Raw genomic sequence first — 16018 nt, 5'->3', positions numbered from 1 at the left:
CTCCGCAGGACAAATGTCAGCTCGCCAACAGGTCGGCCAGCTCACCCATGTCACCGAACAGCCGCCCGGCTCCGGTCAGCTTCGAGGCCGGCGTCATCGCGGTGAACCCGTACACGTCCATCCCGGCGGCGACGGCGGCGCGCACGCCCAGTGGGCTGTCCTCGATCACGACGCACCGCCCCGGCGCCACTCCCATCCGCTCCGCCGCGTGCAGGAACAGATCCGGCGCCGGCTTCCCCCGCCCCACGTCCTGCGAACTGAAGATCCGCTCGTCGTCGAACCACCGGTCCAGCCCGGTCTTCCGGTGCCCGACCCTGATCCGCTCATGACTCCCGGACGAGGCCACGCAGTACGCCACCCCGTCCGCGGCGAGCTTCTCCAGCACTCCGACGGCCCCGGGCACGGGCTCCAGTTCACGCTCGAACGCGGCGAAGACCCGCTCGTGGAACACGTCGTCGAAGTCCTCCGGCAGCCGCCGACCCGTCCGCTCCAGGATGAGCTCATGGATCCGGTGCATCGCGGAGCCCATGTAGTCCCGAATGGAGTCGTCGTACGACGTCGGGTGGCCCAGCTCCGTCAGATAGCCGGCCAGCAGCCGATTGGAGATCGGCTCACTGTCGACGAGGACGCCGTCGTTGTCGAAGATAACCAGGTCGTAGCGCATAGAAAGACCCTAAACGCAGAAAGCCCCGCACCGTTCCCGGTGCGGGGCTTTCATACAATGATTGTTCGGCGGCGTCCTACTCTCCCACAGGGTCCCCCCTGCAGTACCATCGGCGCTGTAAGGCTTAGCTTCCGGGTTCGGAATGTAACCGGGCGTTTCCCCTACGCTATGACCACCGAAACACTATGAAACAGACAACCAGCCGCCCCTGTGACCGGGGGCGGGTTGTTCGTGGTTTCAGAACCAACACAGTGGACGCGAGCAACTGAGGACAAGCCCTCGGCCTATTAGTACCGGTCACCTCCACACCTTGCGGTGCTTCCAGATCCGGCCTATCAACCCAGTCGTCTACTGGGAGCCTTAACCCCTCAAGGGGGTGGGAGTCCTCATCTCGAAGCAGGCTTCCCGCTTAGATGCTTTCAGCGGTTATCCCTCCCGAACGTAGCCAACCAGCCATGCCCTTGGCAGGACAACTGGCACACCAGAGGTTCGTCCGTCCCGGTCCTCTCGTACTAGGGACAGCCCTTCTCAAGACTCCTACGCGCACAGCGGATAGGGACCGAACTGTCTCACGACGTTCTAAACCCAGCTCGCGTACCGCTTTAATGGGCGAACAGCCCAACCCTTGGGACCGACTCCAGCCCCAGGATGCGACGAGCCGACATCGAGGTGCCAAACCATCCCGTCGATATGGACTCTTGGGGAAGATCAGCCTGTTATCCCCGGGGTACCTTTTATCCGTTGAGCGACGGCGCTTCCACAAGCCACCGCCGGATCACTAGTCCCGACTTTCGTCCCTGCTCGACCCGTCGGTCTCACAGTCAAGCTCCCTTGTGCACTTACACTCAACACCTGATTGCCAACCAGGCTGAGGGAACCTTTGGGCGCCTCCGTTACTCTTTAGGAGGCAACCGCCCCAGTTAAACTACCCATCAGACACTGTCCCTGATCCGGATCACGGACCCAGGTTAGACATCCAGCACGACCAGACTGGTATTTCAACGACGACTCCACCCACACTGGCGTGTGAGCTTCAAAGTCTCCCAGCTATCCTACACAAGCCGAACCGAACACCAATATCAAACTGTAGTAAAGGTCCCGGGGTCTTTCCGTCCTGCTGCGCGAAACGAGCATCTTTACTCGTAGTGCAATTTCACCGGGCCTATGGTTGAGACAGTCGAGAAGTCGTTACGCCATTCGTGCAGGTCGGAACTTACCCGACAAGGAATTTCGCTACCTTAGGATGGTTATAGTTACCACCGCCGTTTACTGGCGCTTAAGTTCTCAGCTTCGCCCCACCGAAATGGAGCTAACCGGTCCCCTTAACGTTCCAGCACCGGGCAGGCGTCAGTCCGTATACATCGCCTTACGGCTTCGCACGGACCTGTGTTTTTAGTAAACAGTCGCTTCTCGCTGGTCTCTGCGGCCACCCCCAGCTCGGAGTGCAAGACTCGTCACCGGATGTGGCCCCCTTCTCCCGAAGTTACGGGGGCATTTTGCCGAGTTCCTTAACCATAGTTCACCCGAACGCCTCGGTATTCTCTACCTGACCACCTGAGTCGGTTTAGGGTACGGGCCGCCATGAAACTCGCTAGAGGCTTTTCTCGACAGCATAGGATCATCCACTTCACCACAATCGGCTCGGCATCAGGTCTCAGCCGTATGCAAGGCGGATTTACCTACCTTGCGGCCTACACCCTTACCCCGGGACAACCACCGCCCGGGATGGACTACCTTCCTGCGTCACCCCATCACTCACCTACTAACCGCTTGGTTCGGCGGCTCCACCACTCCCCTCAACTCCGAAGAGATCAGGGCGGCTTCACGGCCTTAGCATCACGATGCTCGATGTTTGACGCTTCACAGCGGGTACCGGAATATCAACCGGTTATCCATCGACTACGCCTGTCGGCCTCGCCTTAGGTCCCGACTTACCCTGGGCAGATCAGCTTGACCCAGGAACCCTTAGTCAATCGGCGCAAACGTTTCTCACGTTTGTATCGCTACTCATGCCTGCATTCTCACTCGTGAACCGTCCACAACTCGCTTCCGCGGCTGCTTCACCCGGCACACGACGCTCCCCTACCCATCCATACAGGCGTTGGCCCTATTGTATGAATGACACGACTTCGGCGGTACGCTTGAGCCCCGCTACATTGTCGGCGCGGAATCACTAGACCAGTGAGCTATTACGCACTCTTTCAAGGGTGGCTGCTTCTAAGCCAACCTCCTGGTTGTCTGTGCGACTCCACATCCTTTCCCACTTAGCGTACGCTTAGGGGCCTTAGTCGATGCTCTGGGCTGTTTCCCTCTCGACCATGGAGCTTATCCCCCACAGTCTCACTGCCGCGCTCTCACTTACCGGCATTCGGAGTTTGGCTAAGGTCAGTAACCCGGTAGGGCCCATCGCCTATCCAGTGCTCTACCTCCGGCAAGAAACACACGACGCTGCACCTAAATGCATTTCGGGGAGAACCAGCTATCACGGAGTTTGATTGGCCTTTCACCCCTAACCACAGGTCATCCCCCAGGTTTTCAACCCTGGTGGGTTCGGTCCTCCACGAAGTCTTACCTCCGCTTCAACCTGCCCATGGCTAGATCACTCCGCTTCGGGTCTTGAGCGTGCTACTGAATCGCCCTGTTCGGACTCGCTTTCGCTACGGCTTCCCCACTCGGGTTAACCTCGCAACACACCGCAAACTCGCAGGCTCATTCTTCAAAAGGCACGCAGTCACGAGACACCAAGCAAGCTTGATGTCCGACGCTCCCACGGCTTGTAGGCACACGGTTTCAGGTACTATTTCACTCCGCTCCCGCGGTACTTTTCACCATTCCCTCACGGTACTATCCGCTATCGGTCACCAGGGAATATTTAGGCTTAGCGGGTGGTCCCGCCAGATTCACACGGGATTTCTCGGGCCCCGTGCTACTTGGGTGTCTCTCAAACGAGCCGCTGATGTTTCGACTACGGGGGTCTTACCCTCTACGCCGGACCTTTCGCATGTCCTTCGCCTACATCAACGGTTTCTGACTCGTCCCACGGCCGGCAGACCGTGGAAGAGAGATCCCACAACCCCGCACACGCAACCCCTGCCGGGTCTCACACGTATACGGTTTGGCCTCATCCGGTTTCGCTCGCCACTACTCCCGGAATCACGGTTGTTTTCTCTTCCTGCGGGTACTGAGATGTTTCACTTCCCCGCGTTCCCTCCACACTGCCTATGTGTTCAGCAGCGGGTGACAGCCCATGACGACTGCCGGGTTTCCCCATTCGGAAACCCCCGGATCAAAGCCTGGTTGACGACTCCCCGGGGACTATCGTGGCCTCCCACGTCCTTCATCGGTTCCTGGTGCCAAGGCATCCACCGTGCGCCCTTAAAAACTTGGCCACAGATGCTCGCGTCCACTGTGCAGTTCTCAAACAACGACCAACCACCCATCACCCCGGGACGAATCCCGAGTGCACTGGGGCCGGCACCGAAGACCCAGCCATACGGCCGTGCCCTCAGATACCCAACAGCGTGCCCGGCCAAGTCCCGTCCGGTGATCGTGCGTTCCACGCTCCGAAGAGCAGTACTGGCAGCCACCGGCCCGAAACCGGACCGAATAGTCAACGTTCCACCCATGAGCAACCAGTGCGAGACATTCGCTCGCATGCTGGCCTCTGACCAGCCAGAGGCTGGTAAGAAGTGCTCCTTAGAAAGGAGGTGATCCAGCCGCACCTTCCGGTACGGCTACCTTGTTACGACTTCGTCCCAATCGCCAGTCCCACCTTCGACAGCTCCCTCCCACAAGGGGTTGGGCCACCGGCTTCGGGTGTTACCGACTTTCGTGACGTGACGGGCGGTGTGTACAAGGCCCGGGAACGTATTCACCGCAGCAATGCTGATCTGCGATTACTAGCGACTCCGACTTCATGGGGTCGAGTTGCAGACCCCAATCCGAACTGAGACCGGCTTTTTGAGATTCGCTCCACCTTGCGGTATCGCAGCTCATTGTACCGGCCATTGTAGCACGTGTGCAGCCCAAGACATAAGGGGCATGATGACTTGACGTCGTCCCCACCTTCCTCCGAGTTGACCCCGGCGGTCTCCCGTGAGTCCCCAGCACCACAAGGGCCTGCTGGCAACACGGGACAAGGGTTGCGCTCGTTGCGGGACTTAACCCAACATCTCACGACACGAGCTGACGACAGCCATGCACCACCTGTACACCGACCACAAGGGGGCGACCATCTCTGGCCGTTTCCGGTGTATGTCAAGCCTTGGTAAGGTTCTTCGCGTTGCGTCGAATTAAGCCACATGCTCCGCCGCTTGTGCGGGCCCCCGTCAATTCCTTTGAGTTTTAGCCTTGCGGCCGTACTCCCCAGGCGGGGCACTTAATGCGTTAGCTGCGGCACGGACAACGTGGAATGTTGCCCACACCTAGTGCCCACCGTTTACGGCGTGGACTACCAGGGTATCTAATCCTGTTCGCTCCCCACGCTTTCGCTCCTCAGCGTCAGTATCGGCCCAGAGATCCGCCTTCGCCACCGGTGTTCCTCCTGATATCTGCGCATTTCACCGCTACACCAGGAATTCCGATCTCCCCTACCGAACTCTAGCCTGCCCGTATCGACTGCAGACCCGGGGTTAAGCCCCGGGCTTTCACAATCGACGTGACAAGCCGCCTACGAGCTCTTTACGCCCAATAATTCCGGACAACGCTTGCGCCCTACGTATTACCGCGGCTGCTGGCACGTAGTTAGCCGGCGCTTCTTCTGCAGGTACCGTCACTTTCGCTTCTTCCCTGCTGAAAGAGGTTTACAACCCGAAGGCCGTCATCCCTCACGCGGCGTCGCTGCATCAGGCTTTCGCCCATTGTGCAATATTCCCCACTGCTGCCTCCCGTAGGAGTCTGGGCCGTGTCTCAGTCCCAGTGTGGCCGGTCGCCCTCTCAGGCCGGCTACCCGTCGTCGCCTTGGTGAGCCATTACCTCACCAACTAGCTGATAGGCCGCGGGCTCATCCTGCACCGCCGGAGCTTTCGACCCTCACAGATGCCTGCGAGGTTCAGTATCCGGTATTAGACCCCGTTTCCAGGGCTTGTCCCAGAGTGCAGGGCAGATTGCCCACGTGTTACTCACCCGTTCGCCACTAATCCCCACCGAAGTGGTTCATCGTTCGACTTGCATGTGTTAAGCACGCCGCCAGCGTTCGTCCTGAGCCAGGATCAAACTCTCCGTGAATGTTTACCCGTAATCGGGTGACACCACGAGAGCGGAACGGTCGAAGGAATAATCCGACCGTCCACAGCGTCCTCGCTGTGTGTATTTCAAAGGAACCTCAACCTGAACCGGATGAACCGATCAGGCCGGAGGTATCAACATATCTGGCGTTGACTTTTGGCACGCTGTTGAGTTCTCAAGGAACGGACGCTTCCTTTGTACTCACCCTCTCGGGCTTTCCTCCGGGCGCTTCCCTTCGGTCTTGCGTTTCCGACTCTATCAGATCTTTCCGATCCGATTTCCTCGGTGCTTTCCAGGTTCCCGCTTTCGCGTTTCCCTTTCCGGCGGTTCCGACTCTATCAGATCCTTTCGGGCTCTGATTCCCCGTCAGAGGGGGTTGTCTTCCCGGCCCTCGGGCCGTTCCGACGAGGTGAGACTCTAGCGGATTCCCCGGCTCCCGAGCCAATCGGGGGCCGCGTCCTTTCGAACGTGGATTCCTCATTCCGTAAATACACGCACCGACAGAGCGACTGTTCGTCGAAGAGTGATGGGTACTTGCGGAATCGCTGTCCGGGGACCGACCGGGGTCGGCGCTCACGTCGGACAACTCGGAGCACACTACGAGTGCGGGTGGGCCGTGTCAAATCCGGGTCGGGGCGGCAGTCGTGGGCGTACTGTGGGGCCCATGACGACGCGTACGTGTAGCCAGCTCTGGTGGGCCGCCTGACGGCGGCCGTAGTCACGTATGCACTCAACGGCCGCCGCTTCGGCGGCCGTTCTCGTATCTCCCTCCAGGAGGGGCGGCCGGCGGGTGGCGGCGGCCCTGACCAGGAGGTGGAGAGATGACGAGGGTCTTCAGTGGGGTCAAGCCGACGGGGCACCTGACGCTGGGGAACTACCTGGGAGCCATGCGGCAGTGGGCCGCGGTGGACCAGCACCGGTCCGACGCGCTGTTCTGCGTCGTGGACCTGCACGCGCTGACCGTGGACCACGATCCGGCGCGGGTGCGCAGACTGAGCCGGCAGGCGGCCTCGCTGTTGCTGGCGGCGGGGCTGGACCCCGGCCTGTGCACCGTGTTCGTACAGAGTCACGTGGACGAGCACGCCCGGCTGTCGTACGTACTGGAGTGCGTCGCGACCGACGGGGAGATGCGGCGGATGATCCAGTACAAGGAGAAGGCCGCGCGGGAGCGGGAGCGGGGCGGGAGTGTGCGGCTGTCACTGCTGACGTATCCCGTGCTGATGGCGGCGGACATCCTGGCGTACGGGACGGACGAGGTGCCGGTCGGGCACGACCAGACGCAGCACGTGGAGCTGGCGCGGGATCTCGCGGTGCGGTTCAACCAGCGGTACGGGCACACGTTCGTGGTGCCACGGGCCACGAATCCGGCGGTGGCGGCCCGGGTGATGAATCTGCAGGAGCCGGCCTCGAAGATGGGGAAGAGCGACGACGTCGGGCCCGGGATCGTCTATCTGCTGGACGAGGCGGACGTGGTGCGGAAGAAGGTCATGCGGGCGGTGACCGACAGCGGGCGCGAGGTCGTGTACGACCGGGAGGAGCGGCCGGGGCTCGCGAACCTGCTGGAGATCCTCGCCGCCTGCGTGGGTGGCGAACCGGCGGAGCTGGCTGAGGCGTACGACTCGTACGGCGCGCTGAAGAAGGACACCGCGGAGGCCGTGGTCGAGGTGCTGCGGCCCGTGCAGCGGCGGCATCAGGAGCTGTGCGCGGATCCCGGTTACGTCGAGGGTGTGCTGCGGGAGGGCGCGGAGAAGGCGCGGGGCATGGCCCGGCCGACCGTGGACGCGGCCTACCGGGCGATCGGGCTGTTGCCGCCCGTGAACGCGGACCGGTAGGCGCGGGGGCTGGTGGCGAGGCGCGATGCGAAGTGCTGGCGCATCGTGACCTCGCTGCCGAAGCCCGCCCGGCGGGCGACCTCGGGCATGGGCAGGTCGGTGCGTTCGAGGAGTCGCTGGGCGGCGGCGACGCGCTGGCCGAGGAGCCAGCGCAGGGGGGTGGTGCCGGTCTCGGCCGTGAAGTGACGGGCGAAGGAGCGGGGGGACATGTCGGCGCGGGCGGCCAGGTCGGCGACCGTGAGCGGCTCGTGGAGGTGGCGCAGGGCGTGTTCGCGGACGGCGGCGAGGGTGTCGGCGTCACGGTCGGCCCGGGGTGTGGGCCGCTCGATGAACTGGGCCTGGGTGCCGGTGCGGAACGGGGCGGTGACCATCGAGCGGGCGATGGTGGCGGCGGCTTCGGCGCCGTGGGCCAGGCGGACCAGGTGGAGGCAGAGGTCGATGCCGGCCGCCGTGCCGGCGGCGGTCCAGATGTTGTCGTCCTCGATGAAGAGGGCGTCGGGGACCACGGTGACACGGGGGTGGTGGGTCCGCAGGAGGTCGATCAGCCGCCAGTGGGTGATGGCGCGGCGGCCGTCGAGCAGGCCGGCCTGGGCGAGGGTGAAGGCGCCGCCGCACAGGGCGGCGACGGTGGTGCCGCGGGCATGGGCACGGCGGAGGGCGTCGAGGACGGGGGCGGGCGCCGGGGTGAGGTGGTCGTCGAGGCCCGGGACCACGACGAGGTCGGCGCGGTCCAGCCAGCCGAGGGCGCGGTCGGGGTGGAGGGCGAGGCCGCCGCGCATCGGGACCGGGTTCGCGCGGTCGGCGGCGACCCGGCGCAGGTCGAAGGCGGGGGCGCCGCGGTCGGTGCGGTCGGTGCCCCAGACCTCGGTGATGACGGAGACGTCGAAGGCCCGGATGCCGGGGAAGGCCACGAGGGCTACGCGGTAGGGCCGGGCCGGTGCCGCGGATTCGGGCGCCATGAGTGGCAGTAAATCATCGATCGGTGGCTTTTCGACCTCTGGGGAAGAGTGCTGCCCGACGGCACGATCGGGGCATGGACATCGCTCAGAACGCAGCACTGGTCGTCGTGGACGTACAGCAGGGATTCGAGGAGGTCGGCTACTGGGGTACGCGCAACAATCCGTCGGCGGACGACAACATCGCCGCGCTCATCGACGGGTGGCAGGCGAGCGGGCGGCCGGTCGTGTTCGTGCGGCACGACTCGGTCACGCCCGGGTCGCCGTTGCGGGCCGGGTACGAGGGCAACGGGTTCAAGGAGTACGTCGAGCGGCGGCGCGGCAAGGGCGGCGGGGCCGAGCTGCTGGTGACGAAGAGTGTGAACTCGGCGTTCCTCGGGGCGCCGGACCTGGGGGTCTGGCTGCGGGACGCGGGGATCTCGCAGATCGTGGTGGCCGGGATCCAGACGAACATGTGCGTCGAGACGACGGCACGGATGGGCGGGAACCTCGGGTACGAGGTCGTGGTCGCCTTCGACGCGACGTACACCTTCGGTCTCGAGGGGCCCTTCGGCTGGCGGCAGAGCGCGGACGAGCTGGCGCGGGCGACGGCGGTATCGCTGCACGGGGGCGGGTTCGCGCGGGTGGTGACGACCGAGGAGGTGCTGCGCGCGGCGAAGTGAGCCCGTCAGTCCTTGGTGCCGGAGGCCAGCTCGCGGCTGCGGTCGCGGGCCGCCTCCAGGGCGGCGATGAGGGCGGCGCGGACGCCGTGGCTCTCCAGTTCGCGGATGGCGTTGATGGTGGTGCCGGCGGGGGACGTGACGTTCTCGCGGAGTTTGACCGGGTGCTCGCCGCTGTCGCGGAGCATCTTCGCGGCTCCGATCGCGGACTGGACGATCAGGTCGTGGGCCTTGTCGCGGGGCAGGCCGAGGAGGATGCCGGCGTCGGTCATGGCTTCGACCAGGTAGAAGAAGTACGCCGGGCCGGAGCCGGAGAGGGCGGTGCAGGCGTCCTGCTGGGACTCGGGGACGCGGAGGGTCTTGCCCACGGCGCCGAAGATCTCCTCCGCGTGGGCGAGGTGGCCGGCGGTGGCGTGGGTGCCGGCGGAGATGACGGACATGGCCTCGTCGACGAGGGCCGGGGTGTTCGTCATGACGCGGACCACGGGGGTGCCGGTGGCGAGGCGCTCCTCGAAGAAGCTGGTCGGCACGCCCGCCGCGCCGCTGATGACCAGGCGGTCGGCGGGGACGTGCGGGGCGAGTTCGTCGAGGAGCGTGCCCATGTCCTGCGGCTTGACCGTGAGGATGAGGGTGTCGGCGGTCTTGGCGGCCTCGGCGTTGGTGACGGGGGTGACTCCGTAGCGGGTGCGGAGTTCGTCGGCGCGCTCCTGGCGGCGGGCGGTGACCAGGAGGTCGGCGGGTGACCAGCCGGCTCCGATCATGCCGCTGAGCAGGGCTTCGCCGATCTTGCCGGTGCCGAGGACTGCGACTTTCTGGGTCATGGCTTTCGGTGCCTTCCGGGGTGCCCGCTGTGGTGCGTCGTCCGGTGTCATCCTCGCACTCACGGCGGCGGGCCGGGCGCCGCGTCCAGTCCGCGGGACGTCGGTGGTGGGGTCCGTCGAGTGGTTTTCGCCCCCGCCGCCCCTTCCCGTCCCGTCCCTGGGGGCTGCGCCCCCGGACCCCGCTTTCGGCCCTGACGGCCTCGTCCTCAAACGCCGGACGGGCCGACCTATGCCGTTCGGCGTTTCAAGGTTGCCGCTCCCAGTGCCAGGACCAGGAGGGCGCAGCCCGCGACGATCAGGGCGTCGCGTACGAAGGCCGCGGTCATGTCGGTGTGGCGGAGGACCTCGTTCATGCCGTCGACCGCGTAGGACATGGGCAGGACGTCGGAGATGGCCTCCAGGGCGGGGTGCATGTTGTCGCGCGGGGTGAAGAGGCCGCAGAGGAGGAGCTGGGGGAAGATCACCGCCGGCATGAACTGCACCGCCTGGAACTCGGAGGCCGCGAAGGCCGAGACGAAGAGGCCGAGTGCGGTGCCCAGGAGGGCGTCGAGCAGGGCCACGAGGAGGAGCAGCCAGGGGCTGCCCGTGACGTCCAGGCCGAGGAACCAGACCGCGAGGCCGGTCGCGAGGGCCGACTGGACGATGGCGAGGGTGCCGAAGGCGAGGGCGTAGCCGGCGATGAGGTCGGCCTTGCCGAGCGGCATGGCGAGGAGGCGTTCGAGAGTGCCGGAGGTGCGCTCGCGCAGGGTGGCGATGGACGTCACCAGGAACATCGTGATCAGCGGGAAGATCCCGAGGAGTGAGGCGCCGATGTTGTCGAAGGTGCGCGGGCTGCCGTCGAAGACGTAGCGCAGCAGGAACAGCATCACGCAGGGGATCAGGAGCAGGAGCGCGATGGTGCGGGGGTCGTGGCCGAGCTGGCGCAGGACGCGGGTGCCGGTGGCGGTGGTGCGGGTGAGGCTCAGGGCGCGGGTGGGGGCCGGGGTGAGGGTGGGCGCGGGGGCGGCGGAGGTGGTCACGGGGTGGTCTCCTTCGTGCGGGCGGCCGTCGTGGCCTCGTCGACCAGGTGCAGGAAGGCTTCCTCGACGGTCTCGGAGCCGGTGCGGGCGCGCAGGGCGTCGGGGGTGTCGTCGGCGAGGATCCGGCCCTCGCGCATGAGGAGGAGGCGGTGGCAGCGCTCGGCCTCGTCCATCACGTGGGAGGAGACGAGGAGGGTGGTGCCGCGGTCGGCGGCGAGGGAGTGGAAGAGGGCCCACAGGTCGCGGCGGAGGACGGGGTCGAGGCCGACCGTCGGTTCGTCGAGGACCAGGAGTTCGGGGGCGCCGAGCAGGGCGACGGCGAGGGAGACGCGGCTGCGCTGGCCGCCGGAGAGGTTGCCGGCGAGGGCGTCGGCGTGTGCGGTGAGGTCGACCTCGGCGACGACGCGGGTGACGTCGTCGCGGCGGCGGTCGGCCAGGGCGCGGCCGGGGGCGAGGATCGCGGCGAAGTAGTCGAGGTTCTGGCGGACGGTCAGGTCGTCGAAGACGGACGGGGCCTGGGTGACGTAGCCGATGCGGGTGCGCAGGGCGGGGTGGCCGGCCGGGCGGCCCAGGACGTCGAGGGTGCCGGTCGCCCTGGCCTGGGTGCCGGCGATGGCGCGCATGAGGGTCGACTTGCCGCAGCCGGAGGGGCCGAGGAGGCCGGTGATCCGGCCGCGCGGGACGGTGAAGCCGAGGGCGCGCAGGACGGTGCGGGGGCCGCGGGCGACGGTGAGGTGCTCGGCGTGGACGGCGGGCGGGGCGGGGTCGCCGCCTTCCGTTCCGGGTGGCCGGGAGGCATAATTCATCATGCGATGAATACTCCTCCCGGTCGCCCGTGCCGTCAAGCCGCCGGGGTCTTCGCGAGGAGGAGCAGGACGTCGTAGGTCTCCTCGACGGTCCCGTCCGGGAAGGCGGCCAGGAGGTGGCGGCGTTCCTCGGCGAGGAAGGCCGCGCTGCGTGCGGCGCCGTGGGTCAGGAAGACCGAGTGGCTGCCGAGGTTGGCCAGGTGGGTGTCGAGGGGGACGCGGCGGCTCCAGCGGATCTCGCGGCGGGCGAAGCCGAGGCTGTCGGTGGGGTCGGCGGCGCGGGCGTCGACGTTGCGTTTCTCGGCGGAGACGTCGATGTCGAAGTGGCTCTCGATGCGTCGGGCGGCGGCCCTGATCCACGGGACGTCGAGGGCGTCCGTGTTCCACCAGAGCGCGAGCGCGCCGCCCGGGCGCAGCACGCGCAGCGCCTCCGGGATGGCCAGGACGGGGTCGGTCCAGTGCCAGGCCTGGGCGTAGGTGAGGAAGTCGGCGTGGTGGTCGGCGAGGGGCAGGGCGTTGCCGTTGCCCCGGACGATCGGCACGTCGGGGAGGGTGCGGCGGAACTCGGCGGCCATGCCGGCGCCGGGCTCCACGGCGGTCACGTCGGCGCCGCGCGCGTGCAGGAGGGCGGTGGCGATGCCCGTACCGGCGCCGACGTCCACGACGCGGGAGCCCTTCAGGGGGCGGCCGGCCAGCTCCTCCAGGGCGTCGAGGAGGGCGGGCGGGTACGAGGGGCGGTTCGCGGCGTACTGGGCCGCGGCGGCGTTGAAGGAGTGGGCGCGGACGCCGCGGTCGGACGGGGTGGCTTCCCCGGGGGGCACGGGTGTCGTCATACGGCCATGGTGGCCGCGTTCCCGCTACCTGCGGCGGCGCTTCTTCGGGTTGCCCGAGCGGCGGGTAGTGCGCTTCTCGTACTCCGTGCGGGCCTTCTCGTACTCCTCGCGGTGCAGTTTCTCGCCGGGGGCCTCGGCGAGGGTGCGGAAGAAGTAGGCGAGGAGGGAGCCGACGAAGCCGATGGCCAGCAGGCCGCGCATCTGGGCCTGGCGGTCGGGGTCGGGACGGCCGGTGAAGCCGGACCAGGTGTGGCGGAAGGCCAGGGCGCTGCAGATCGCGAACATCACGACCATCAGCAGCGAGACGAAGCTGCCGATGTCGGCGATCCGGAGGCCGTCGTAGGCGATGCGGAGCACGAAGCAGGCGGCGGCCGCCGCGGCGAGGGAGCCCACGGCCAGGCCCGCCCGCCGGGCGCCGTAGCCGCCGTCGTGGTTCACCCAGGTCGTGCCGTAGAACCGGAGGGGTTCGGGGCGGGGGCCGGGCGTGGAGCCCGCGGGGGTCTCCGGGATGCCGTTCTTGCCGTTCTCTGCGCTCACGGGTCGATTATGGCGCCGGGGGTGCCGCGGGCTCCGGGTGGGATCAGCAGCGCGGGGCGACGTACCCGTCGCTGCCGGTGCGCACGTAGGTGTCGGAGACGTACTGGCCGCCGCCGATGCAGTCCCAGATGTTCGAGGTGCCGTACGGGCCGGAGACCCGGGTGCCGGGTGTCTGGCAGCTGATCGAGACGTCGGCGCCCTCGGGCAGGACCCGCACGATCGCGTAGCCGGTGCCCGGTCCGCCGCGGACGTTCAGCCGGTAGCCCGGTGCGACCGGGTAGCTGCGCCGGGCCGCGGCCGTCGTGGTCACGGCGCCCAGGGCCGCCTTCTCGTCCTCGCCGTCCCCTACGGCCGGAATTTGGTCGACAGACATGGAAATCCTCCCCCGTTGTGCCCCACGACGTTCATGGGGCCCCGTTGATACCCCAAGAACAAGCCATGAAACACCAGTTCGCAACTCGCACACGCGGGGCGGCCCGCCGCCTCTGTCCCGTACGCCCCATCGACTAGGCTCCGAGCGTCGCGCGCGCGAACGAACAGCACGGGGGTGGATCCATGGCGCCGCAGCGGAACGCCGGAGCGGGCGCGGAAGCGGAACTTCCGGAGTACGCCGGTCACTACCTGTTGGAGTCGTGCCTCGGCTCCGGCGGCATGGGCATCGTCCACCTGGCCCGCGGCACCTCCGGGATGCGGGTCGCGGTGAAGGTCGTACACGCCTCGTATGCCAAGGATCCCGAGTTCAGAGGTCGTTTCCGGCAGGAGGTGGCGGCGGCCCGGCGGGTCAGCGGAGCCTTCACGGCGCCGGTCGTGGACGCCGATCCGGAGGCCGGACGGCCCTGGATGGCCACGCTCTACATCCCCGGGCCCACGCTCTCCGAGCAGGTGAAGCGGAACGGGCCCATGGACGAGGCCCAGTTGCGCCGGCTGATGGCCGGGCTCGCCGAGGCACTGCGGGACATCCACCGGGTCGGCGTCGTGCACCGGGACCTGAAACCGAGCAACGTGCTGCTCGCCGAGGACGGCCCGAAGGTCATCGACTTCGGCATCTCCCGGCCGAAGGACAGCGAACTGCGCACCGAGACCGGCAAGTTGATCGGGACGCCGCCGTTCATGGCGCCCGAGCAGTTCCGGCGGCCCCGGGACGTGGGGCCCGCGGCCGACGTGTTCGCCCTCGGGTCGCTGATGGTGCACGCGGCGACCGGGCGGGGGCCCTTCGACTCCGACAGTCCGTACGTCGTCGCCTATCAGGTCGTGCACGACGAGCCCGACCTGACCGGCGTACCGGAGACGCTGGCGCCGCTGGTGCTGCGGTGTCTCGCCAAGGAGCCCGAGGACCGGCCCACGCCGGACGAGCTGATGCGGCAGTTGCGGTCGGTGTCGGCGGAGTACGACACGCAGGTCTTCATACCGGCGCAGCGGGAGGCGAGGCCGCAGGCCCCGGCGCCCGCCGAGGCACCGGACGCTCCCGCCGAGCCGGCCGTGCGGCGGCTGGGGAAGCGGGCGGCGCTGGTGGCCGGTGCGCTCTGCCTCACCGTGCTCGGCGGGCTCGTCTCGGTCCAGGTGTTCGGCGACGGCGACCCCGCGCCCAGGACGCCTGCCGCACAGAGCGCGCCGGGTGCCTTCGGCGCGTGGGAGACGGCGTCCGCCGGGAGGAGCGGTGGCATGCCCCAGTGCTCGTACGCGGAGCGGCGGCTGCTGTGCGCGCGGCCCGGCCTGGTCTTCGCCGTCGATCCGGCCGACGGCGGCATCCTGTGGCGGCACGCCGTCGAGGAGACCGTGCGCAGCGAACCGCCGGTCCTGTCGGGCGGGCTCGTGCAGCCCGAGGTCGGTCTGCTGGGCCGCCCGCTGGAGGCGCTCGACCCGGCCACCGGCGAGCCGGCGTGGGAGGAGGACATGCCCGCCTACGACGGACTGCGGTGCGTCGGCGACATGCTCCTGCTCACCCGCGCCGACGGGATGGTCACCGGCGTGGACGGCGCCTCCGGGCGGACCCGTTGGTCGCACCGGATCCCCGGTCAGTCCGTGCCGTACTTCACCTCGTTTACCGGGGAGCGGCGGCCGGCGGCGTACGCGACGAGCGAGTCGGCGGACGGGAACCGCACCCGGGTCACCGCGGTGGACCCGGCGAGCGGGGACGTGCGGTGGGAAGCGGAGCTGGAGGGCACGCTGGCGCTCGTGGGCGCGGCGGAGGGGTCCGTGTACCTCGTCCCCGAAGAAGCGACCCACGGCGACGCGAGGGCCGTGGTCCGCTACACACCCGCCACCGGGGAGACCCGCCGGGTGGACCTGCCGATACCGGTCGAGCAGGCGGCGGTCGGCGTGCACGGGGACACCGTCCACCTCGCGGGCGCGGGCGGTTCGGTGGTGGCCGTCGACATGGCGGCCGGGAAGCAGAAGTGGCGGCTGGAGACCGGGGTGAGCCGGAGTTCGGCACCCGTCTCCGACGGTCGGCACGTGTACGTCACCGCGCCCGACGGGCGGCTCCTCGGTGTCGACGCCCGCAACGGCAAGCTCCTCGGTCAGACCCGGACGCGGCTCGGCGACGAGTCCGACCGGGTCCCGGCCTCGCTGCCCGCGCCGCTGGTCGCGGGCGGGCACGTCTACGCCGCCGCGCCCGACGGGACCGTGTTCGGCGTGGACGGGCGGGACCCCGCCGCCTGGTGAG

The 16018-nt window shown here is 67.5% G+C and carries 11 protein-coding genes and 3 rRNA genes; 3 read left to right on the top strand and 11 right to left on the bottom strand.

Features of this window, described 5'->3' with window-relative positions; genetic code table 11:
* Positions 1–16: 16 nt before the first annotated feature.
* From OIE75_RS21225 to OIE75_RS21210, 4 genes are all read right to left on the bottom strand, one after another.
* Entirely contained in the window at positions 17–664 is a 648-nt protein-coding gene (locus OIE75_RS21225) for an HAD family hydrolase (protein WP_122615540.1), read from the bottom strand.
* 63 nt (positions 665–727) lie between these two features.
* Positions 728–844: ribosomal RNA gene (gene rrf / locus OIE75_RS21220) — 5S ribosomal RNA — on the bottom strand.
* Between the two features lie 87 nt (positions 845–931).
* Positions 932–4053, bottom strand: a 23S ribosomal RNA gene (locus tag OIE75_RS21215).
* A gap of 311 nt (positions 4054–4364) precedes the next feature.
* Positions 4365–5890 (bottom strand): 16S ribosomal RNA (locus OIE75_RS21210).
* The 16S, 23S and 5S rRNA genes sit together here, the layout of an rRNA operon.
* 821 nt (positions 5891–6711) lie before the next feature.
* Between OIE75_RS21210 and trpS the strand changes: the two genes are divergently transcribed.
* A complete protein-coding gene (trpS, locus tag OIE75_RS21205; protein WP_329471814.1) occupies positions 6712–7722 on the top strand; it encodes a tryptophan--tRNA ligase in 1011 nt (336 codons plus the stop codon).
* On the opposite strand, the gene OIE75_RS21200 is transcribed toward trpS, so the two are convergent.
* Positions 7677–8681, bottom strand: coding sequence for a GlxA family transcriptional regulator (locus OIE75_RS21200; RefSeq protein WP_307014207.1), 1005 nt, complete (start codon positions 8679–8681; stop codon positions 7677–7679). The two genes, trpS and OIE75_RS21200, sit on opposite strands and share 46 nt — an antisense overlap.
* A 74-nt stretch (positions 8682–8755) precedes the next feature.
* On the opposite strand from OIE75_RS21200, the gene OIE75_RS21195 reads away from it, so the two are divergent.
* Positions 8756–9340 (top strand): cysteine hydrolase family protein, encoded by a 585-nt coding sequence (locus tag OIE75_RS21195; RefSeq protein ID WP_307014206.1) that lies wholly within the window; start codon positions 8756–8758, stop codon positions 9338–9340.
* A 5-nt stretch (positions 9341–9345) separates the two neighbouring features.
* Here the strand turns inward: OIE75_RS21195 and proC are convergent, their stop codons facing one another.
* From proC to OIE75_RS21165, 6 genes are all read right to left on the bottom strand, one after another.
* Positions 9346–10158, bottom strand: a complete 813-nt coding sequence (gene proC / locus OIE75_RS21190; RefSeq protein ID WP_114528673.1) for a pyrroline-5-carboxylate reductase — start codon at positions 10156–10158, stop codon at positions 9346–9348.
* A 227-nt stretch (positions 10159–10385) separates the two neighbouring features.
* Complete coding sequence (locus tag OIE75_RS21185; protein WP_329471813.1) at positions 10386–11177, bottom strand: ABC transporter permease; 792 nt, start codon at positions 11175–11177, stop codon at positions 10386–10388.
* Positions 11174–11986, bottom strand: coding sequence for an ABC transporter ATP-binding protein (locus OIE75_RS21180; RefSeq protein ID WP_307014203.1), 813 nt, complete (start codon positions 11984–11986; stop codon positions 11174–11176). The genes OIE75_RS21185 and OIE75_RS21180 overlap by 4 nt, the downstream gene beginning before the upstream one ends.
* Before the next feature lie 32 nt (positions 11987–12018).
* On the bottom strand, positions 12019–12816 hold the full coding sequence (locus OIE75_RS21175; RefSeq protein ID WP_307014201.1) for a class I SAM-dependent methyltransferase: 798 nt from the start codon (positions 12814–12816) through the stop codon (positions 12019–12021).
* Between the two features lie 24 nt (positions 12817–12840).
* A complete protein-coding gene (locus OIE75_RS21170) occupies positions 12841–13353 on the bottom strand; it encodes an EamA/RhaT family transporter (RefSeq protein WP_329471812.1) in 513 nt (170 codons plus the stop codon).
* A gap of 43 nt (positions 13354–13396) precedes the next feature.
* A complete protein-coding gene (locus tag OIE75_RS21165; RefSeq protein WP_307014199.1) occupies positions 13397–13726 on the bottom strand; it encodes an SH3 domain-containing protein in 330 nt (109 codons plus the stop codon).
* A gap of 182 nt (positions 13727–13908) precedes the next feature.
* Between OIE75_RS21165 and OIE75_RS21160 the strand changes: the two genes are divergently transcribed.
* A complete protein-coding gene (locus OIE75_RS21160; protein WP_329471811.1) occupies positions 13909–16017 on the top strand; it encodes a serine/threonine-protein kinase in 2109 nt (702 codons plus the stop codon).
* Position 16018: the final 1 nt, after the last annotated feature.

It is taken from the genome of Streptomyces sp. NBC_01723 (assembly GCF_036246005.1).
In the GTDB taxonomy this organism is placed as follows: Bacteria; Actinomycetota; Actinomycetes; order Streptomycetales; family Streptomycetaceae; genus Streptomyces.
This window is presented reverse-complemented; position numbering and strand designations above follow the sequence as displayed.